At 70.4% G+C, this 19,377-nt stretch carries 17 protein-coding genes and 1 other RNA gene; 10 read left to right on the forward strand and 8 right to left on the reverse strand.

Annotation, left to right across the window (positions count from 1 at the left end; genetic code table 11):
* Nucleotides 1-144: RNase P RNA component class A (rnpB, locus tag ACJ8AT_RS02395), an RNA gene on the reverse strand; the annotation flags it as partial.
* A 220-nt stretch (nt 145-364) separates the two neighbouring features.
* Here rnpB and ACJ8AT_RS02400 point away from each other — a divergent pair.
* Together ACJ8AT_RS02400 and ACJ8AT_RS02405 are read left to right on the forward strand one after the other, a co-directional pair.
* Nucleotides 365-2,218, forward strand: a complete 1,854-nt coding sequence (locus ACJ8AT_RS02400; protein ID WP_407735893.1) for an ATP-binding protein — start codon at nt 365-367, stop codon at nt 2,216-2,218.
* On the forward strand, nt 2,215-3,834 hold the full coding sequence (locus tag ACJ8AT_RS02405; RefSeq protein WP_407735894.1) for an ATP-binding protein: 1,620 nt from the start codon (nt 2,215-2,217) through the stop codon (nt 3,832-3,834). The genes ACJ8AT_RS02400 and ACJ8AT_RS02405 overlap by 4 nt, the downstream gene beginning before the upstream one ends.
* A 15-nt stretch (nt 3,835-3,849) precedes the next feature.
* Here the strand turns inward: ACJ8AT_RS02405 and ACJ8AT_RS02410 are convergent, their stop codons facing one another.
* The 6 genes from ACJ8AT_RS02410 to ACJ8AT_RS02435 all read right to left on the reverse strand — a co-directional run bounded on the left by ACJ8AT_RS02410 (nt 3,850) and on the right by ACJ8AT_RS02435 (nt 11,928).
* Nucleotides 3,850-7,413 (reverse strand): efflux RND transporter permease subunit, encoded by a 3,564-nt coding sequence (locus tag ACJ8AT_RS02410; RefSeq protein ID WP_407735895.1) that lies wholly within the window; start codon nt 7,411-7,413, stop codon nt 3,850-3,852.
* Nucleotides 7,410-8,747 (reverse strand): efflux RND transporter periplasmic adaptor subunit, encoded by a 1,338-nt coding sequence (locus ACJ8AT_RS02415; protein WP_407735896.1) that lies wholly within the window; start codon nt 8,745-8,747, stop codon nt 7,410-7,412. The genes ACJ8AT_RS02410 and ACJ8AT_RS02415 overlap by 4 nt, the downstream gene beginning before the upstream one ends.
* Complete coding sequence (locus tag ACJ8AT_RS02420) at nt 8,744-9,970, reverse strand: TolC family protein (protein ID WP_407735897.1); 1,227 nt, start codon at nt 9,968-9,970, stop codon at nt 8,744-8,746. The genes ACJ8AT_RS02415 and ACJ8AT_RS02420 overlap by 4 nt, the downstream gene beginning before the upstream one ends.
* A gap of 158 nt (nt 9,971-10,128) precedes the next feature.
* Nucleotides 10,129-10,497 (reverse strand): hypothetical protein, encoded by a 369-nt coding sequence (locus ACJ8AT_RS02425; protein WP_407735898.1) that lies wholly within the window; start codon nt 10,495-10,497, stop codon nt 10,129-10,131.
* A 60-nt stretch (nt 10,498-10,557) separates the two neighbouring features.
* The gene (locus ACJ8AT_RS02430; protein WP_407735899.1) at nt 10,558-11,181 is read right to left on the reverse strand and encodes a ribonuclease HI family protein; all 624 of its coding nucleotides are present in this window, start codon (nt 11,179-11,181) and stop codon (nt 10,558-10,560) included.
* Nucleotides 11,182-11,202: 21 nt separating this feature from the next.
* Nucleotides 11,203-11,928, reverse strand: a complete 726-nt coding sequence (locus ACJ8AT_RS02435; protein WP_407735900.1) for a zinc ribbon domain-containing protein — start codon at nt 11,926-11,928, stop codon at nt 11,203-11,205.
* Nucleotides 11,929-12,085: 157 nt separating this feature from the next.
* Between ACJ8AT_RS02435 and ACJ8AT_RS02440 the strand changes: the two genes are divergently transcribed.
* Both ACJ8AT_RS02440 and ACJ8AT_RS02445 read left to right on the forward strand, forming a co-directional pair.
* Nucleotides 12,086-12,865, forward strand: a complete 780-nt coding sequence (locus ACJ8AT_RS02440) for a hypothetical protein (protein WP_407735901.1) — start codon at nt 12,086-12,088, stop codon at nt 12,863-12,865.
* 194 nt (nt 12,866-13,059) lie between these two features.
* Entirely contained in the window at nt 13,060-13,212 is a 153-nt protein-coding gene (locus ACJ8AT_RS02445) for a hypothetical protein (RefSeq protein WP_407735902.1), read from the forward strand.
* Between the two features lie 128 nt (nt 13,213-13,340).
* Here ACJ8AT_RS02445 and ACJ8AT_RS02450 read toward each other — a convergent pair whose 3' ends face one another.
* Nucleotides 13,341-13,622 (reverse strand): FYDLN acid domain-containing protein, encoded by a 282-nt coding sequence (locus ACJ8AT_RS02450; protein WP_407735903.1) that lies wholly within the window; start codon nt 13,620-13,622, stop codon nt 13,341-13,343.
* A 148-nt stretch (nt 13,623-13,770) separates the two neighbouring features.
* Here ACJ8AT_RS02450 and ACJ8AT_RS02455 point away from each other — a divergent pair, with 148 nt between their 5' ends.
* From ACJ8AT_RS02455 to ACJ8AT_RS02480, 6 genes are read left to right on the forward strand one after another with little or no spacing between them, the layout of a single operon-like run.
* Nucleotides 13,771-15,603, forward strand: a complete 1,833-nt coding sequence (locus ACJ8AT_RS02455; protein ID WP_407735904.1) for an AgmX/PglI C-terminal domain-containing protein — start codon at nt 13,771-13,773, stop codon at nt 15,601-15,603.
* 9 nt (nt 15,604-15,612) lie between these two features.
* Complete coding sequence (locus tag ACJ8AT_RS02460) at nt 15,613-15,876, forward strand: EutN/CcmL family microcompartment protein (RefSeq protein WP_407735905.1); 264 nt, start codon at nt 15,613-15,615, stop codon at nt 15,874-15,876.
* Entirely contained in the window at nt 15,873-16,142 is a 270-nt protein-coding gene (locus ACJ8AT_RS02465; RefSeq protein WP_407735906.1) for a EutN/CcmL family microcompartment protein, read from the forward strand. Before ACJ8AT_RS02460 ends, ACJ8AT_RS02465 begins: the two co-directional genes overlap by 4 nt.
* On the forward strand, nt 16,139-16,807 hold the full coding sequence (locus ACJ8AT_RS02470) for a class II aldolase/adducin family protein (protein ID WP_407735907.1): 669 nt from the start codon (nt 16,139-16,141) through the stop codon (nt 16,805-16,807). The genes ACJ8AT_RS02465 and ACJ8AT_RS02470 overlap by 4 nt, the downstream gene beginning before the upstream one ends.
* Nucleotides 16,791-17,981, forward strand: a complete 1,191-nt coding sequence (locus tag ACJ8AT_RS02475; protein WP_407735908.1) for an MFS transporter — start codon at nt 16,791-16,793, stop codon at nt 17,979-17,981. The genes ACJ8AT_RS02470 and ACJ8AT_RS02475 overlap by 17 nt, the downstream gene beginning before the upstream one ends.
* A gap of 13 nt (nt 17,982-17,994) precedes the next feature.
* Nucleotides 17,995-19,368 carry a hypothetical protein gene (locus tag ACJ8AT_RS02480; protein WP_407735909.1) on the forward strand — a complete coding sequence of 458 codons (1,374 nt, stop codon included), beginning with the start codon at nt 17,995-17,997 and terminating at the stop codon, nt 19,366-19,368.
* Nucleotides 19,369-19,377: the final 9 nt, after the last annotated feature.

Genomic DNA, 19,377 nt, shown 5'->3' on the forward strand with positions numbered 1-19,377 from the left:
CTTTCGGAACGGGCGGTTTGTTTTCTGTGGCACTGTCCTGCGAGTCACCTCGACTGGCCGTTAGCCAGCACCCTGCCCTCTGGAGCTCGGACTTTCCTCCCGCCACCCATTCCTGCGGTGGCCGGCGTTCACCCGGGCCGCTCCGGCACCTGCCTCTTACAACAGGTGGGGGGCCGGGGCCACTCCGTCCGAGACGGAGCGTGCCAGAGGCCCGCCCTCTCCGCTCTGTAACGACTCCAGTCTGCCCGCCTGCCCTCCCCGAGCAAGCATTCACGGGCGGAGGGTGGTACGTACTCTCCCGAAGAGCGCCTGGTGTGCCGCCTCCGGCTGTTCAGCTCGTCCCGTAACCCTCTCGTACCGGATCATGTGGCTCTCGCGTCTCGGCTCTCGCCGCCCCCGAACCCTGCGCTGGCACCTTACCCTGCTGATCGCCGGGGCCATGCTCCCAGTGGTGGTGTTCTCCGCGCTGGTGGTGCTGCAGCTGGCCAGCCAGATGCAGAGCGCCATTGAGCTGCGGCTGCAGCGCTCGGCGCAGATGATGACGCTGACGTTCGATCGCGAGATCTCCGCGAGCATCCGCACGCTGCAGGCGCTGGCCGAGTCCGCCTCGCTCGACACGGGAGAGCTCGAGCACTTCCGCGCCGAGGCCGAGCGCGTCTGGAAGTCGCAGCCGTCCTGGCTCACGGTCATCCTGCTGACGCCGGAGGGACAGCAGCTCGTCAACCTGCGCCGCCCGAGAGAGGCGCCGCAGGTGCGCGTCACCGAGCCGGAGAGCCTGCGCCGCACCGTCGAGACGCTCCAGCCCATCGTGGGAGATTTCACGCGCAGCCCCGCCACCGGCGAATGGGCCTTTCCCATCCGGGTTCCCGTGCTGCGAGACGGCCAGCTGCGGTACGTGCTCACGGCGGTCATCCCCGCGGAGGCCCTGGCGGACATCGTGGCGCACCAGCAGTCGGTGGAGAGCGGAGAGCTCACCCGCACCCTCGTGGACAGCCAGGGCACGGTGGCCTTCCGCACGCTCAACCCCGAGCGCTTCGTCGGCAGGCCCGCCACGCTCCTGCTCCGCGAGCACATGGAGGCCGCCCCCGAGGGGGTGTTCCGCGGCATCACCCTGGAGGGCCTCTCCTCGTACGTGGCCTACCGCCGCTCGGCCCTCTCGGGGTGGACTTCCTCGGTGGGGATTCCCGTGGAGACCATTGACGCGCCCTTCCGCCGCTCGCTGCTGGCCATCGCCTCCTCCGGGGTGCTGACGCTCCTGGTGAGCGCGGCGGGCGCGTTCTTCTTCTCCCGGCGCTTTGCCCGGGGCATCCGCTCCCTGGCGTCCGCGGCGCAGGCCCTGGCCCACGGCGAGCAGCCCCTCGTGGCAGCCTCGGCCATCTCGGAGGTGGATCGGGTGGGCAGCTCCCTGGAGCTGTCCGCCCAGCGCTTGCACCAGCACGCCCAGGAGGAGCAGCGCGCCCGGGAGGGGCTGGAGCAGGCCGTCCGCGCCCGGGATGAGTTCCTCTCGCTCGCCTCGCACGAGCTGAAGACGCCGCTCACCTCGCTGATGCTCCAGACGCAGCTGCTCCAGCGCAGGCTCGAGCGCGGCGAGCCCCTGCCGCCCGCGGCGGCCCGCAAGCTCCTGGATCAGACGGCCCGGCAGACCCAGCGCCTGGCGCGCCTGGTGAATGACATGCTCGATATCTCGCGCATCTCCGCCGGTAAGCTCTCCCTGGAGAGAGAGACGTTTGATCTGGTGGCGCTCGCGAGCGAGGTGGTGGTGAAGCTGGGGCCTCAGCTGAGCGAGGCCCACTGCCAGGTGTCGATCCGAGCCGAGGGGCCCGTGGTGGGAGTGTGGGATCAGTACCGGCTCGAGCAGGTGCTCACCAACCTCCTGACGAACGCGGCGCGGTATGGCGCGGGCACGCCGGTGGAGCTCTCCGTGCGCCGCCTGGAGGGCCAGGCCGAGCTGCGGGTGAGCGACCAGGGGCGAGGCATCGCCCAGGCGGATCAGGAGCGCATCTTCCGCAAGTTCGAGCGGGCCGTGGGAGGCCATGAGGTGAGCGGGCTGGGCCTGGGGCTCTTCATCGTGCAGGAGATCGTCCAGATGCACGGGGGCACCGTCCGCATCCAGAGCGAGCTGGGGCAGGGGGCCACCTTCATCGTCCTGCTGCCCACCGCGGAGGGCTCCGGAGAGGGCTCGGCCCAGGCGGGCGTGTCCGAGGAGACGCCTGGATGAAGCTCACCACCAGCGTTCTGCTGGTCGCGGGCCAACCGCCCGACCCCGTGCTCCTGTCCACCGTCCAGCAGGTCCTGGGCGGCAGGGCCGTGCACGCCACCTCGGGGGCCGAGGCGCTCTGGTGGGCCCAGCAGGAGGACTTCGCCGCCATCCTCATCGAGGCCTCCGGGGCGTCCGCGCGGCGTGTCTTCGAGCTGGCCCGGCAGCTCTATCAGCAGGAGCGCTCCCGGCTCACGCCGCTGCTGCTGCTGACGGACGCGCCCCAAGACACCCTGCAGCCCTTCGAGGGGCAGGAGCTGGGGATGGTGGATTTTCTGGCCCGCCCGGTGGCGCCCGAGCTGCTGCGCGCGAAGGTGGCGGTGTTCGCGGAGCTGTTCCGGGCTCGCGAGGAGCTGAGGCAGCAGGCGGTGCGGCTCCGGGAGGAGGAGCAGGCGCGGCGGCAGTCGCTGGCGGAGGAGCGGCAGCGCTTCTTCGCCCTGGTGGAGAACTCGCCGGACTTCATCGGCATCGCCGACGTGGCGGGAGTGCCGGTGTACGTCAACCCGGCGGGCCGCCGCATGGTGGGGCTGCTCCCGGACGAGGACGTGGGCCGCACCCGCCTCGTCGACTACTACGCGCCCGAGGCCCAGGCCCAGGCCCAGGAGGTCATCATCCCGGCGATGGTGCGGGAGGGCCGCTGGGAGGGGGAGACGCGCCTGCGGAACTTCCAGACGGGGGCCTCCCTGCCGGTGTCCGACACCCACTTCAGCATCCAGGATCCGGGCACGGGGCGGGTGCTGGGCTATGGCACCATCACCCGGGACATCTCCCAGCAGCGGCAGGGAGAAGCGGAGCGCGAGCGCATCCTCAACGAGCTGAACGAGGCGGTGCGGCTGAGGGATGAGTTCCTCACGGTGGCCAGCCACGAGCTGAAGACGCCGCTGACGCCGCTGAGCCTGAAGCTGCAGGCCCTGGAGCTCGCGGCGAAGGCGGAGCCGGGCTCGCGGCTGGCGCAGCGGCTGGGCAAGGAGCTCGAGGTGATGCGCCGCCAGGTGCGGCGCCTGGCGGAGCTGGTGAATGATCTGCTGGACGTGGCGCGCATCACCACCGGGCGGATGACGCTGAGCTACGAGCCGGTGGATCTGCCGGCGCTGGTGCAAGAGGTGGTGTCCCGGTTCGATTCCCAGGCGGAGAAGGCGGGGTGCCGGGTGGTGCTGACGAGCGAGAGCACCATTGTCGGCGAGTGGGATCGGCTCCGGCTGGAGCAGGTGCTGACGAACCTGCTGTCCAACGCGCTCAAGTACGGGGCGGGCAAGCCGGTGCACGTGCAGGTGCGCTCGGGCGCCCGCCGGGCCTGGGTGGTGATCCGGGACGAGGGGATGGGCATCGAGAGCGAGGCGCTCGAGCGCATCTTCCAGAAGTTCGAGCGGGCCGTGCCCGCGCAGCAGTACGGCGGGCTGGGGCTGGGGCTGTATGTCACCCGGCAGATCGTCGAGGCGATGGGCGGCGAGGTGCGAGCCGCGAGCACCCTGGGGCAGGGCGCCACCTTCACGGTGGAGCTGCCGCGGCACCCTGGGCGCGAGCAGCGCAACCGGAGGGAAGGCCCCCCGGGCGGCGGCGGCTTCGAGCCCGCGTAGCGGGGCCGACCGAGCTCAAGGCGGGGGCGGGGCTGCGTGGGCCAGCCGGCCATGCCGGAGCTGCCACAGCCGCCAGTAGGTGTAGACCACGGGGATGATCTCCAGCGTGAGGAACGCCGAGGACAGCAGGCCCCCGACCATGGGCGCGGCGATGCGCTTCATCACGTCCGCGCCGGTGCCGTGGCTCCATAGCAGCGGCACCAAACCGAAGAGCATGGTGGACACGGTCATCAGCTTGGGGCGCACGCGCTGGACGGTGCCCTCCAGGTGCGCCCAGATGATGTCGTTCAAGTCACGCACCTTGCCCGCGCGCAGGCGCCGCTCGAAGGCCGCGTCCAGGTAGACGATCATCACGATGCCCGTCTCGGCGGCCAGCCCCACCATGGCGATGAGCCCCACGTAGCTCGCGGTGGACAGCCGGTAGTCGAGCAGCCACATCAGCCACACGCTGCCCACGAGCGCGAAGGGCACCGAGAGCAGGACGATGAGCGACTCGGTGAGGTTGCGGAAGTGGGCGGCGAGCAGCAGCACCACGAGGAGCACCGTGAGCGGCACCACCCACTGCATGCGCGCGAGCATCTTCTCCAGCAGCTCGTATTGCCCCGTCCACTGGAGGTAGCCGCCCCTGGGCAGGTGCAAGCGCCCCTCCTGCACCCCACGCTCCACGGCCTCCTTGGCGTCCCGGACATATCCGCCGATGTCGCGCGAGCCCGTGTCCACGTCCACGTAGAGGTAGCCCACGAGCAGCCCCGCCTCGTCCCTCAGCATGGGAGGCCCCTGCACCACCTTCACCTCCGCCAGCTCGGACAGCGGCACGAAGCTCCGCCCGGGTGGCGCACGGGTGGCGGGGCTCTGCGCCGAGGACCGAGCGCTCGGCATCGTCTCTCCCGTCGGCACCATGGCTCCACCCAGCGGCATCGGGCGCATCTCCATGCCGCTGTCGGAGGCCACCTGGGCAGGGCGCTCCGGTAGCCGCAACTCCGAGCCCCCCGGCATTCCCCGGGAGCCAGCGCGGTCCATGCCGCCCATCTCCGCCTGCGCCAGCGCGTAGGGGCCGGAGAGCAGGCGGCGCATGTCCATCCCGGTCTCGCCCATGCCCCCCATCCCCGGAGCGCCCGCCGCCCCAGGCCCCAAGCGGATGGGGACGAGCACGCCGCGCAGCGCCTCCACATCGCCGCGCACATCGCGCGGGTAGCGGACGCTGATGCTGAAGCGGCTGCGGCCCTCCACCGTCATCGTCACGGGCTCGCCGCCGATGGCGCCCTCGATGATGTCGTTGAGATCTCCCACCGTGAGGCCATAGCGCGCGAGCGCATCGCGGTGGGGCAGGATGTCCACGTACAGCCCGCCCTGGGAGCGCTCGTAGAAGGCGCTGCGCGTGCCCGGGACGGAGGAGAGCAGCCGCTCCAGCTCCTCGCCCGCGCGCTCGAGCTCCGAGAGCTCCGTGCCGAAGATCTTCACGCCCACGGGAGTGCGGATCCCCGTGGTGAGCATGTCCAGCCGGTTCTTGATGGGCATGGTGAAGGCGTTGGTCCAGCCGGGCAGTTGGAGGGCGGTGTTCATCTCGGCGAACAGCTCCTCGGTCGTCTTCGGGCGGCTGTCGGGGAAGAGCGGGCGCAAGGGCGCCTGGAGCCACGAGGGCCAGCGCTGGTAGAAGCGGTCCACGGGCACCGCGCGCCACTCGGAGGGGGGCTTGAGACGCACCACCGTCTCGACCATGGAGAGGGGAGCGGGATCGGTGGCGGTCTCGGACCGGCCCACCTTGCCGAAGACGGACAGCACCTCGGGGAAGCCGCGGAGGATGCGGTCCTGCACCTGGAGCGCGCGCCGGGCCTCCTCGATGGAGACGTTGGGCATCGTCACCGGCATGAAGAGCAGATCTCCCTCATCGAGCGCGGGCATGAACTCGCTGCCGAGCCTGGGGATGAGCGGCAGCGCGGAGAGGACGGCCAGGGCGCCGATGGCGAGCGTCGTCCGAGGCTTGCGCAGCGCGACGAAGACGAAGGGCTTGTAGAGGCCGATGAGGAAGCGGCTGACGGGGTGGCGGTGCTCGGGGACGACGCGGCCGCGGATGAAGAGCGCCATCAGCGCGGGCGCGAGCGTGACGGACAGCAGCGCGGCGAAGCCCATGCTGAACGTCTTGGTGAACGCCAGCGGGTGGAACAGCCGCCCGGCCTGCCCGTTGAGCGCGAAGATGGGCAGGAAGGCCGCGGTGATGATGAGCAGCGAGAAGAAGATGGGAGGCCCCACCTCCCGGCTCGCGGCGGTGATGGCCTGGAGGCGCTCGCGGGGAGGCGCGTCCTCGGGCAGGTGCTCCAGGTGCTTGTGCGCGTTCTCCACCAGCACGATGGCCGCGTCCACCATGGCCCCGAGAGCGATGGCGATGCCGCCCAGGGACATGATGTTGGTGGACAGGCCGAGCGCGTGCATCGGCACGAAGGCCAGCAGCACCGCCACCGGCAGCGTGAGGATGGCCACCAGCGCGCTGCGCGCATGCAGCAGGAAGGCGAAGATGACCAGGGAGACGACGAGCGCCTCTTCGATCAGCGTGCGGTTCAGCGTGCCCACCGCGCGGTCAATGAGCCCGGAGCGATCATAGACGGGCCGCACCTCCACGCCCTCGGGGAGGGAGGACTTCACCTCGTGGAGCTTCTGCTCGATGCGAGCAATGAGCGCCCGGGCGTTCTCTCCATGGCGAGCCACCACGGTGCCGCCCACCGCCTCGCCCTCACCATCGAGCTCGGACGCGCCGCGCCGGATGTCTCCGCCGAAGGAGAGGGTGGCCATGTCCGCCAGCCGCACGGGAGTCCCAGTGGCGCTCGTCTTGAGCACCACCTTGCCGAGCGTATCCAGGTCCTGAAGGTAGCCGCGGCCCCGGATGAAGTATTCGCGTCCGCTCATCTCCAGCACACGGCCGCCCACGTCCGCGTTGGAGCGCCGGATGGCCTGCGTCACATCGCTCAGCGTCAGCCCCAGCGCCTGGAGCCTGCGCGGGTCCACTGTCACCTGGTACTGCTTCTCGAAGCCGCCCACGCTGGCCACCTCGGCCACGCCGGGGACGCTCTCGAGCGCATAGCGCAAGCTGAAGTCCTGGAGGGTGCGCAGCTCGGCGAGATCATGTCGGCCGCTCGTGTCCACCAGCGCGTACTGGTACACCCAGCCCACTCCGGTGGCGTCCGGGCCCAGCGAGGGGCTGACTCCCGGGGGCAGCCGCCGCTGCAGCGTCTGGAGGTACTCGAGCACGCGGCTGCGCGCCCAGTACACGTCGGTGCCCTCCTCGAAGAGGACGTAGACGAAGCTCATTCCGAACATGGAGACGCCGCGCACATCGGTGACTCGGGGCGCGGCGAGCAGCGACGAGGTGATGGGGTAGGTGACCTGGTCCTCCACGAGCGTGGGGCTGCGGCCCATCCACTCGGTGAAGACCACAACCTGCGGATCCGACAGGTCCGGGATGGCGTCCACCGGCACCGCGCGCAGGGAGAAGAAGCCCACGGCCGCGGCGGCCAGGGAGGCGGAGATGACGGTGTACGGGTGGCGAGCGCACCACTCGATGAGGGCTCCGAGCAGGCGGCTCATGGCTGCCTCCTCTCGCTGGGGGTGGCCGGGGGTGGCGCCGGGGGCGGCGCCGAGGTGACGGAGGCCCGGAGCCGGCTCTCCGAGTCGATGAAGAAGTTGCCGCTCGCCGCGACGCGCTCGCCCTCGGTGAGGCCGGAGAGCACTTGAACCCGCCCGCCCGCGCGCACTCCCACCTGGACGGCCCGAGGCTCGAAGCGGCCGGCCTTCACCTCGACGAAGACGTAGCGGTGCTCGCCGGTGTCGATGACGGCCTCGGTGGGGACGGTGAGTCCCTCGGAGGAGGGGAGCTCCACCTCCACGGTGCCAAAGAGGCCGGGCTTGAGGCGCCCGTCGGGGTTGGCGAAGGCGACGCGCAGGGGCAGGGTGCGCGTCTGCGGGTTGAGCGTGGGATAGACGGAGTCGATGCGGCCGGAGAAGAGCTCGCCCGGGTAGGCCTCCAGGCGGAGCTGGACGGGGAGGCCCTTGCGGACCTGGGCGATGTCGCGCTCGTACACCTCGGCCATCACCCACACGCGCGAGAGATCCGTCACCTCGAAGAGCTGCCGAGCCGGCTCCACCCGGTCTCCCTGGGCCACGGCGAGCGCGGTGACATAGCCACTCACCGGGCTGTGGAGGGTGAGCGCTTGCTGCGGCTCGCCGGCGGCCTCGAGGGCGGAGATGTCCGAGGGGGAGATGCCCAGCAGGCGCAGCCGCTCGCGGATGGGACCGGCGGTGTCTCCGCCCCATTGCCTGGCTTGCAACAGCTCGCGCTGAAGCAGCAGCAGCTCGTCGCTGGAGATGGCCGCGAGCGGCTGTCCCTTCGTCACCCGCGCCCCCTGTTCGGCGACGAAGAGCTTCTCGATGTAGCCGCTCACGCGCACGGACACGCGAGCCACCTTCGACTCATCCACCGTCACGCGGCCGGACAAGGAGAGCCGGTTGCCGAGCGGTTGCCGCCGCACGGCCTCGACGCGCATGCCCAAGGCTTGGACTTGCGAGGGCTCCACCTCCACGGGAACGAGCCCAGGAACGCTGGAGCCGCCTGGGCTGGAACCCTGGGCCTGCGCCGCGCCACTCGCCGTGCTGGGAGCCGCGGGCTTCATCGGCACGAGGTTCATGCCGCAGATGGGACACTGGCCGGGCTTGTCCGAGAGGACCTGCGGGTGCATCGGGCAGGTGTACCGGGTGGCCTCGGGTTCGGTGCGTGAACCTCCGAAGAGGGCCAGCCCTCCGGTGTAGAGCGCCGCGAGCGCCATGAGCCCCAGCAGCCCCCAGCGCACGGCGGCCATGAAGCGAGTGCCACGAGGTGGTGCTTCCTCACCCTCGGGGAGAGGGGCCTGCGGGAGCGGGCTCATGGCTGGCCCTCCGGAAACAGAGAGAGTCCCAAGGCCCTGCGCAGGTCCGCGATGGCATCCCCGAGCGCCGCCCGCTGGCGAAGCCGGGAGAGCTGCGCATCGAGCAGGGCGCTCTCGGCCTCCAGGAGGGCGACGAGCTCCATCTGCCCGGTGGAGTACGCGGCGCGTGTGGCCTCCAGGGTTCGCTCCGAGCCCGGGATGATCTTCTCCTCGGTGACGCGGAGCTGGGCGGCGGCGGCGGCGGCGCGAGCCCGAGCCTCGGCGGCCTCGTAGCGAGCCACGTTCTCCGCGGACGTCTGGGCAAGGTGCGCTGCCTCTTGCAGGCGCAGCGCCTGGGCGGCCTCGGCGGCGCGTCGCTCGGACAGCCAGGGCAGGGGCACCTGGAGCATGACGGCGAAGGCGTCCGGCATGCCCGGCATCAGCATGTAGTCAAAGCCGACCATGATCTCCGGGAAGCGCCGGGCCTGAGCGGCGAGGGCGGCGCTCTCCTGGGCTCCGGCGGCGCGGAGCTTGGCCGCGATCACCTCGGGGCGCTCGGCCGAGCCCGAGGGCAGCTCAGCCTCTGGAGCCGCGGCGGGAGGCAGCGGAGCCTCCACGGGCCGGCCGAGCAGCGCGTTGAGCAGGGCGCGGGTGCCCTCGAGGTTCTCCCGGAGCCCCTCGATGCTGGCGTGTTGCCGGTGCAGCTCCGTCTCGGCGCGCAGCAGGTCCGCCTGACGGGCCTGACCGGCGGCGTAGCGGGCGCGCACGGCGGCGAGGGTCTGCTCGCCCAACTGCAAGTGGCGTCCATGAGCCTCCAACTCCTGCTCCATGAGCCAGGAGCCGGTGAGGGCATGAGCCACCTGGGCCTCCAACCGCAGGCGCGCGGCCACGGAGTCAGCCTCACGAGCGGCGACGGCTGCCTCCGCCGCCTTGCCCGCCTGGGCGAGCTGTCCGGGGAAGGGGAGCGTCTGGCGGATGCCCACCATGTGCATGTTGGTGGCGGTGGGATCGAAGGGCCGCGCCAGGGGCTGTTGCCACGCCTGATAGGAGAGGCTGGGCATGGGCCAAGCTTGAGCGCCCGCGGCACCGGCCCGCTCGGCCTCGGTGGCCACCTGGGCCTGAGCCACCTCGGGGTTGTGTTGCAGCGCCTCGTGGACGGCGCTGCGCAAGTCCATCACCTCTGCGGGCTGGGCCTGCGCGGACACCACCAGCGCGAGCCCGCCCATGACGACTGACAAGGACATGTACGTTCCTCCAGCGGCGTTCCCTGGGGAGCACCGCCCGGTAGAGGGCAACCCGGGCACGGAGGCGCGCAGAGCGGAGCTCGAACGGACAGCTCAAGCCTGGGCGGAGCGCTCCATCCATGCCGCAGCACACGGGAGACCGGATGCTGCCGGTGGGCTCATCTCAGCAGCGGGCGGTTGAGCTGGAGGGGCGGGGAGGCGGCGGCCAGCCGAGGCGGTTCGCGCGGGGTGCTGCGAGCCACGACCGGGAGGAAGACGGCCGGGCGCGTGACGACAGCGGCCTCAGTGCCCTGGAGCTGGCGGGCCTGGAGCGCGGCAGGAGGCGTGGCGGGCGCGGCGCGCACCACGCAGCACTCCTGTCTCAGGCTGGGGCCTGCCGCGGGCGCGGCCTTCTTGCAGTGGGGGCAGGAAGGAGGGCACGCGGCGCGGACGGACATGGCCCGGCACTCCACGGACGCCAGCGCGGGAGTGGCGATCCACCCCGTGAAGGCGAGCAGCAACAGAGGAGTGAGGGCGCGCGACCACATCCGAAGAGCGAGCTTAGGAAGCCCTCTCGAAGCGCTTCAAGAGAAACCGGCGGCTCGGACTCAGAGCCGCTCGTCGATGGCGCGGTTGCTCATCTCATCCGCGGCGGCATTCATCTCGCGCGGCACGTGAACGAGCTTCACCCGGGAGAAGTCGTTGAGGAGCTTCACCGCCTCCTCATAGAGCGGGCGCAGGGTGGGGCTCTTCACCTGGTAGCGGCCGCCCAACTGGCGGATGAGCAGCTCGCTGTCGGCGAAGATTTCAATCTCCTTGGCGCCCAGGGACTTGGCGTGCTTCAGGCCGATCAGCAGCCCCATGTACTCGGCATAGTTGTTCGTCTGGGTGCCCAGGTACTTGCCGAGCTTGGCCACCACCTGTCCGCCCGGCTCCACCAGCACGGCGCCCGCGCCGCTGGGGCCTGGGTTGCCGCGCGCCGCTCCATCCGAGTACAGCCGGAGCCGAGGCGTGGCCCCGCGAGCGGTGGACTCCTCGGCGGTGGGGAGCGAGCCCGGAGCCGCGGCCGGGGCCTCGGCCTCTGCCGAGTTGGCGTCCAGCCGCTCGGCGGCCTCCTCCAGCATCTGCCCCAGCCGCTCGCGGGTGAGCCCGCGAAACGCCCGCACCGTCGCCGTCAGGGGTTCCTCTCGCGCGATGTGGCGGAGGAGGTCGGCCTCGGAGGGCTTCGGCATGGCGGGCGTGGAGGGACGAGCCTACTTCGCGGTGGGCTCGGCCAGCGCCTCGACCGCATAGATGATGCGGTGGCACGAGGGACACACGTCCGTGCCCAGCGAGGTGCGCAGCTGGTTGTAGAGCTGCGGGGGCACGTTCATGTTGCAGCCCTGGCAGGTGCCGGCCACCACGCCGACCAGCGCGGGCAGCTTCTTCTTGCGGATGGTCTCGTAGCGCCGCAGCAGGTTGGCGTCCACGGTGGCGGCGGCTCCGGAGCGCTGGCCCTCGAGCGCCTTCACCTGGCCCTCGGCGTCGGCCAGCTTGGTGCGCAGCTCGGCCATGCGGGCCCCCAGCTGCTGCTGCCGGGCGGAGAACTCCACCTCCTTGCCCTTGACGGCCTCTCGCGCGGCGGCGAGCGTCTTGGTGAGCTCCACCAGCTCGTCGGCCATGGTGAGGTTCGCCTTCTTGGCGATGTCGATCTCCCGGGCCAGGGCGGAGTACTCGCGGGTGGAGCGCTGCTCCGCGAGCCGCGCCTCCCACTTCTTCACCTTGTCCTTCTCGTCGGCGATGTTCTGCTCGAGCTGGAGCTTCTGCCGCTCGATGTCCGCCAGCCGGTTGCGCTCGGCTTCGATTGCGCTCCGCGCCGCGCCAAGCTCACGCTCCAGCTCAGCGATCTGCCGGGGATGGATGTCCGCGGCCTTGCGCAGGGCGGCCGCTTCCATGTCCACCTTTTGCAGCTCCGCCAGAGCCTTCAGTTTCTCCCGCAAATTTGCTGCCTCCCACGAGGACCACACCGCAGGTGCGGCCTGCGCTCATCTACCAACAAAACGTATTGGGGTCCAACGCCCAGATCATTCCAAGTTCATCCCCCCGTCCGAATCGGTGGGGTTTGAAACGGACCGCCGGAACCATTAGACGAACCCCGTGCGACCCTTTCCCTCTGTCTCCGCGCTGGTGCTGCTGGCACTGGCGCCCGCCTGCCGGCCTTCCTCAGAGTCCAACCCTGCCCAGCCCGCCCCGGCTTCCACCTCGGCTCCGGCGCCCGCCCCGGCCGCGCCTGCCGGGCGGGGGATCGTCGAGGGCACGGTGCGGTTGGTTGGCACCCCGCCCCCTCCCATCCTCTACGAGACCACCGCCAGCGCGGTGGGCGCCTGTGGAGAGAAGGTGGCCGATCGCTCACTCTCCTTAGGGAAGCAGGGCGCGCTGGCGAACGTGGTGGTGTCGCTGGGGGACGGGGCCTCGCTGCCGTCCGAGGGCGTCACCCCCGCGCCGGCCGTGCTGGACCAGAAGAGGTGCGCCTACGAGCCCCCAGCCCTGGCGGCCCGAGCGGGCTCCACCCTGGAGGTGCGCAACTCGGACCCCGTCATGCACAATGTGCGCGCCGTGTCGGGGGCCCAGTCCGTCTTCAACGTGGCCATGCCGCTGGAGGGGATGAGCCTGAAGAAGCCGCTGCCGGCCGCTCCGGGCACCGTCCAGGTGAAGTGCGACGTCCATCCCTGGATGCACGCGGTGGTGCGCACCTTCGATCATCCCTTCTTCACCACCACGGACGAGCACGGCCACTTCCGGCTCGAGGTCCCCGAGGGAACGCACACGCTGGTGCTCTGGCACGAGCGGCTGCCCGAGGTGTCCAAGCCCTTCACCGTGAAGGCGGGGCAGACCGTGCAAGTGGGGCAGGACTGGGCGGTAGAGGCGCTTCATTAACCCAGGTGAGTCAAAACCGACGCCCCCCTGTCTGATCCGGGCACAGTATTCCCCGACTATGTCCTAAATCTGGAGGGGGTATGGGGCCCCCCTCCCGGCAAGTGGCCGGAATGTCGAGAAACCGAAACCCCATTTTGGTTCTGGCGGAAAAATTGCTATGGAGTAGCCCGAATCGCTTGGGGGAGAAAGCCCGCATGCAAGCCAAGAAGAACGCACAGACCGGGGCTGACATCCGCACCGAGGACACCAAGGCGCCACGCCCGGTGGGGATGCAGGCCATGGGACCGACGCTGTACGAGCAGATCCGTCGCGTCCTGGTCGAGATGAAGCTGGTGTCCGAAAACTGAACAGGCCCCTGTAGGGGTATGGCGTGCCGGGCCCCGCTCGCTAAGAGGGGGCTCTGCCCGCGAGGCCCCTCTTTCTGGGGCCCCGTCATCACCCTGAGGACAGGCTGGGGTGGGGAGGACCCCCCCGGTTAGATGTCCTCTTCCTCGGCCGGCTCTTCCGCCGCGTCGTCGTCGAAGGAGTCGAGATCCTCCTCCTCCTCGGCGGCCTCGGGCTCCTCCGGCTCCGGCTCAATGACCTTCGGAGCAGCGGCCAGGCGGCCACGGCGCCCCTCGGAGGCCGGCTTGAGGGCCGGGCTCTCGCGCTGGTCCGCGCCGCATTTCGGGCAGAGCGGATCCGGCTTCTTCATGTCATAGAACTTCGTGCTGCACTTGAAGCAGACGTACTTTGATCCGAGGTCCTTCGCCGGCATCTCGCCACCTTCTGGAAACGAGGAAAGCTGAAACCCAAGGCGCGGGTGTGTAGTTGTCCCTCGCGAACGTGTCAACGGGACGTTTTGCACCTGTACCTTCTGGAGTAGCATCCCCCACCCGTTTCCCCAGCGCGCATCGGTCGCTCCATTGAACTTCTCGTGTGACAATTGTCAGAGGCGGTACTCCATCGCGGACGAAAAGGTCCGCGGGAAGACCGTCAAGGTCCGTTGTAAGAACTGCCAGAACCTGATCTCGGTCCAGGGTCCGCCCTTTGAGATGGAGGAGAGCACCCGCGTGGTGTCTCTCGCGGACGTGGAGAAGATCCGGGAGCAGGAGCGAGCCATGGCCGCCGCCGCGCCCGTGGCCAGCGCCAACCCCTGGGAGAACGAGCCCACCCGGGCCGCCCCCGGGCGCCCGCCGAGCGCTCCCTGGTTCGTGATGGTGAAGAGCAAGCAGGAGGGCCCGCTGGACGAGGCCGGCCTGCAGGCGCTCGTGGAGAGCGGCGCCGCCAACGCGCGCAGCTTCTTCTGGCAGCAGGGCATGGCCGACTGGAAGCGAGGCTCGGACATTCCGGAGCTCGCCAACGTGTTCGCCGCGCCCCCCGCGCCCGCCCCCGCCCCCGCGCTGGACGCCGAGCCCGCCACCGTGGCCATGCGAGGCCAGCGTGGCGCCGCCGCGCGAGCCCAGCCGGAGCCGGAGCCCCAGGCGGATCAATCCTGGGACGACGTGCCCACCACGGTGGGGCGCGCTCCGGCGACGAAGGAGGCGTGGGATCTGGATCCGGTGCCCGCCGCCGCCGCCGCCCAGCCTCAGCAGCGGCAGGCGCAGCGCCAGCAGGCGGCCTGGGACATGGAGCCCGAGCCTCAGCCGCAGCAGGAGGAGCAGCCCGCGTGGGAGGACTCGGCGCAGCAGCCCGAGGCCTATCAAGAGGAGCAGCCCGCGTGGGAGGACTCGGCGCAGCAGCCCGAGGCCCAGCAAGAGGATCAGCCCGCGTGGGACGAGCCGGAGCCCGAGCAGCCCGCGGCGCGTGCGGCGAGCAGCAACGCGGGGGTGGGCGATGATCTGTTCTCGGATCTGGATCTGCCGGACAAGAACGAGCAGATGGATGAGGCCGAGCCGTCCACGGTCGTCACGGGAGACAACACGGATCCGCTGGCGTCGGTGCGAGGTGCCAAGGGCGAGCGGAAGCCCGTCGAGGACACGAACTACTACGTGGCGAAGTCGGGCGTGAAGAAGCGCAACCCGGTGTGGAAGGTGGCGCTCTTCATTCTGATCCCCCTCTTCATCGTGGTGGGCGGGGCGTTCGCGCTGGACACCCTGAACTTCGTGCCGAAGGTGAAGGTGGTGAACGCGCAGGGGCAGACGGTGGAGAAGTCCCTGCTGTTCTCGGGCGAGGGCCGCAGCGAGCTGCGGGATCGGCTGCTGGGGACCCAGAAGCCTCCGGCTCCGGCTCCGGCTCCCGCGCCGGCCACCAACGACAAGAAGCCGCAGCCGGGCGGCGCCGCGCCCAAGCCCGAGCAGGGCTCTCCGGAGGAGACGAAGGCGGCGCCGGGCACGGGCCGTTCCCCCGAGGAGCTCCAGGCGCTCATGGGGGATGGGGCGAAGACGGAGGTCAACCCCACGGTGCGCAAGGACACCGAGGTGGCGCCCAAGGACGCGGCGAGCACGGGCGGGCCGCCGGCCGAGGACATCCAGAAGGTGGTGGAGAAGTCCCAGGGCGCCTTCCAGGGTTGCGTGGAGACGGAGCTGCGCAAGAACCCGTCCTTCAAGGGCGGCAAGGTGGTGCTGGTGGCCACCGTGGGCACCTCGGGCGTGGTGAAGAGCGCCAAGCTGGACCGCAAGGAGCTGGACGCCTCGAACGTGGGCGACTGCATCAAGAAGAGCGCCAAGCGGATGGTGTTCCCGGCCTTCAAGACGGATGACGGCTCGGGCGAGGTGGATCTGGAGATCCCCCTGGTTCTCTCCTCTGGGGCGATGTAACAGGCGCTTATGTACCTGGGACGCGTCCTTGGCACGGTGGTGTGCGAGCGGAAGTACGAGGGGCTCGAGGGCAAGCGCTTGCTCGTGGTCCAGCCGTTGGACCACAAGCGCGAGCCCATGGGCAGCCCCGAGGTGGCCGTGGACACGGTGTCCGCGGGCCGCGGCGAGCTGGTGTACCTGGTGGGCAGCCGCGAGGCGGCGCTCGCGCTGGAGCCCTGGTTCGTGCCGGTGGACGCCGCGATCGTCGGCATCGTGGACGCGGTGGACGTATGAACCTGTGCAAGGTGCTCGGCAGCATCACCTCCACCCTGAAGCACCCGGCCTTCGAGGGCCGCAAGCTGATGGTGGTGCAGCCGCTGGATGAGAAGCAGCAGCCCCAGGGCAAGAGCTTCATCGCCGTGGACCACACCTCCTCGGCGGGGCCGGGGGACGTGGTGCTGGTGATGCGCGAGGGCACCGGGGTGCGGCAGATCCTCGGAGACAAGACGCTGCCCATCCGCTCGCTGATTGTGGGAGTGGTGGACGGGGTGGACGCGTGAGCGAAGGGTTCGTGCCGCTGCCGAAGCTTCGGGCGGACGTGGTGGACACGTCGCGCCGCATGCACGAGAACGGCTGGGTGGCCAACCACGACGGCAACGTCTCGGTGCGGCTCAAGGGCGAGCGGTTCTTGATCACCTGCACGGCGGTGTCCAAGCGGGACATCGACGACGCGTCGCTGCTGCTGGTGGACGCGCAGGGCAAGGTGCTGGAGGGGCGGCGCAAGCCCTTCAGCGAGCTGGAGCTGCACCTGGCCATCTACCGGGCGCGTCCGGAGGCCATGGTGGTGCTGCACGCGCACCCGCCGGTGGCCACGGCGTTCGGGCTGGTGGGGCAGGAGCTGTCGCCCATCGCGCTGCCGGAGATGGTGGTGTCGCTGGGAGACCGGGTGCCCACGCTGCAGCGCGCGCTGCCGAGGGATCCCGAGGGCGTCAAGCGCGTGGAGGCCGCGGCCTCCGAGTACGACGCCTTCCTGATGACTGGCAACGGCGCCCTCACCCTGGGCGAGGATCTGACGCAGGCGCTGCTGCGGATGGAGCTCGTGGAGCACTACGCGAAGATCCTGATGGCCGCGCGCTCGCTGGGCACGGTGCAGCCGCTGGCGCCGGCGGACGTGCAGAAGCTGCTCGAGGCGCGCAAGAAGGCGGGACTTGGACCGCGCCGCTAGTCCACCGGCGCGGACGTCGAGCCGGCTGCCGCGCACGGTGGTGGTGCTCGGCCTGGTGTCGCTGCTGACGGACGTGAGCGGCGAGATGATCTTCCCGCTGCTGCCGGCGTTCCTCGCGGCGAGGCTGCCGGCGGTGCCGCTGCTGCTGGGCACGATGGAGGGGCTGGCGGACCTGGTGTCCGCGCTGCTCAAGTACCAGTCGGGCGCGTGGGCGGACCGGGCGCGGAAGCTCAAGCCGCTGGTGCTGCTGGGGTACGGGGTGTCGAGCCTGGCCCGGCCGATGATGGCCTTCATCACCCAGGTCTGGCAGCCGCTCTTGATTCGCTCGTTGGATCGGGTGGGCAAGGGCGTGCGCAGCAGCCCGCGCGACGCGATCATCGCCCACACGGTGTCCGAGGGCATGAGGGGCCGCGCCTTCAGCTTCCACCAGGGCATGGACCATGCGGGAGCGGCGCTCGGTTCGCTGGCGGCGCTGCTGCTCGTGGCGGCCGGGCTGAAGGCGGAGCAGGTATTCCTCGTGGCGGCGGTGCCGGGCTTTCTGGGCGTGCTGGCCATCCTCCTGGCCTCCGAGCCGGAGCGTGAGCCGCCCCCCGCGCAAGCCAGTGGCACGGCTCGCGAGCCTGTGCCGAGGCGGCTGGCGTACTACCTCGTCCCGGTGGCGCTCTTTGGGATCGCCAACTCCACGGATGCGTTCATCCTGCTCAAGCTGAGCGAGGAGGGCGCCAGCCCGGCGCTCCTGCCGCTGGGATGGCTGCTGCTGCACGTGGTGAAGGCGGCCGTCTCCTATCCGGCGGGGTGGCTGGCGGATCGGCTCGGCGCCGCGCGGCTGGTGATGACGGGGTGGGTGCTCTACGCGCTGAGCTACGTGGCGCTCTCGTGGGTGCACGGGTTGACGGGCACGCTGATCGTCATGAGCGTGTATGGGCTGTATTACGCGCTCTCGGAGGGGGCGGAGAAGTCGCTGCTCGCCTCGCTGGTGCCGGCGTCGGCGCGGGGGCGCTCGTTCGGTCTGTTCAACGCGCTGACGGGAGGCGCGTCCCTGGTGGCGGGGCTGCTCTTCGGAGCGGTGTGGACGCGCTGGGGGAGCTCCTCCGCCTTCCTCGCGGCGGGGATCCTCGCGGCGCTGAGCGCCCTGCTGCTCGTGGTGCTGCTCCCGCGCGCCCGCGCTTCGTGAATCGAGGCAGTGCATGGAACGGAACTGGCGCAGGAGAGGTGTGGGGCTGGGGCTGCTCACCGGGGCCTTGGTGCTGGGGCTGTGGTACGTGAGCATGAGGGCTGAACCGCTCCAGGACCCGGCGGGTTCGCCGCCCGCGAGCGTGGCTCCCACGCAGCGCGAGGCGGATGAGTTTGCCCAGCATGCCCTGGAGGCCATGAGAGCCGCGGGCGTCCGCGGTGAGCTGCGGTACGATCCAGAGCACTTCACCCTCCACGTGCCGGAGCTCGAGGGCCAGTCAGCCCTGACGATCTCGCTCAGCAACTTCTATGACGAGTACCGTGCCAGCCCCCCCGAACAGCGCATGCACGCGCTGGAACGGCTGGCGCGCTTCAGCGCTTCGCAGCCGAAGGGCCCCACGACGTATGCCGCGGCGCGCTCCGCGCTCCTGCCGGTGGTGCGCCCGCGCTCCTACTTCGAGCTGCTCAAGCTGGGGGAGCTCGGTAGCCCCAAGGACGGGGGAGTGGGGAGCGGCGAGGTGCCCGTGGTCTGGCGGCCCCTGGGCGAGGTGCTGAGCGTGGCGCTCGTGCTCGATACAGAGGAGGCCATGAAGTACGTCAGCCCCGAGGATCTCTCAAAGTGGGGAGCCACCTTCGAGCAGGCCTCCGCTGACGCTCTGGAGAACCTGCGCCGAAAGAGCTCGGAGGACCTGGAGACGCTGGCTCCAGGGACGTGCCGCGCCCGGTGGGGGGACAGCTATGCCTCGTCGCGCCTGGTGCTGGACGAGGTGGTGGGCCGCTGTCCGGTGCAAGGCGAGCCTGTCGTGCTGGTGCCCAACCGGGACGAACTGCTCGTGACGGGCTCGAAGGACGACGAGGGGCTGTTCAAGGTGGCCGAGTGGGCCCTGGCGGCCTACGAGGCGCCGCGCCCGGTGGATGGGCGAGCCTTGCGCAGGACGGCCCAGGGCTGGGTGCCATTCCTTCCTCCCAAGGGGAGCAAGTCCTGGCCGGCCTTCCGCAAGCTCCTGGTGGAGAGCCAGCAGCGCGACTACGCCGCCCAGGGCGCGGAGCTGGATCAGCGGAACCAGCAGCAAGGCGTGGACGTCTTCGTGGCCGAGTTCATTCCCTATCAGGACGAGCACGGCAATGTCTTCAGCCAGGCGACGTGGATCCGGGGGAGCGACACGCTGTTGCCGCGCGTGGACATGGTCATCTTCATGGACTCGGAGAAGGGCCCCGAGGCTCCGCCGGTGGCGGTGGTGCGCTGGGAGGTGGTGGAGCGGGACGTGGGAGCGCTGCTCTCACCGGTGGAGGGGCTCTACCCCGTGCGTTACCGGCTCAAGGGGTTCCCGTCGGAGGCACAGCTTGCGCGCTGGAAGAAGGACCCGAGTGTCATGGATGTGCCGTGAGCGGACGGA

Source organism: Hyalangium sp., from assembly GCF_045802625.1.
In the GTDB taxonomy this organism is placed as follows: Bacteria; Myxococcota; Myxococcia; order Myxococcales; family Myxococcaceae; genus Hyalangium.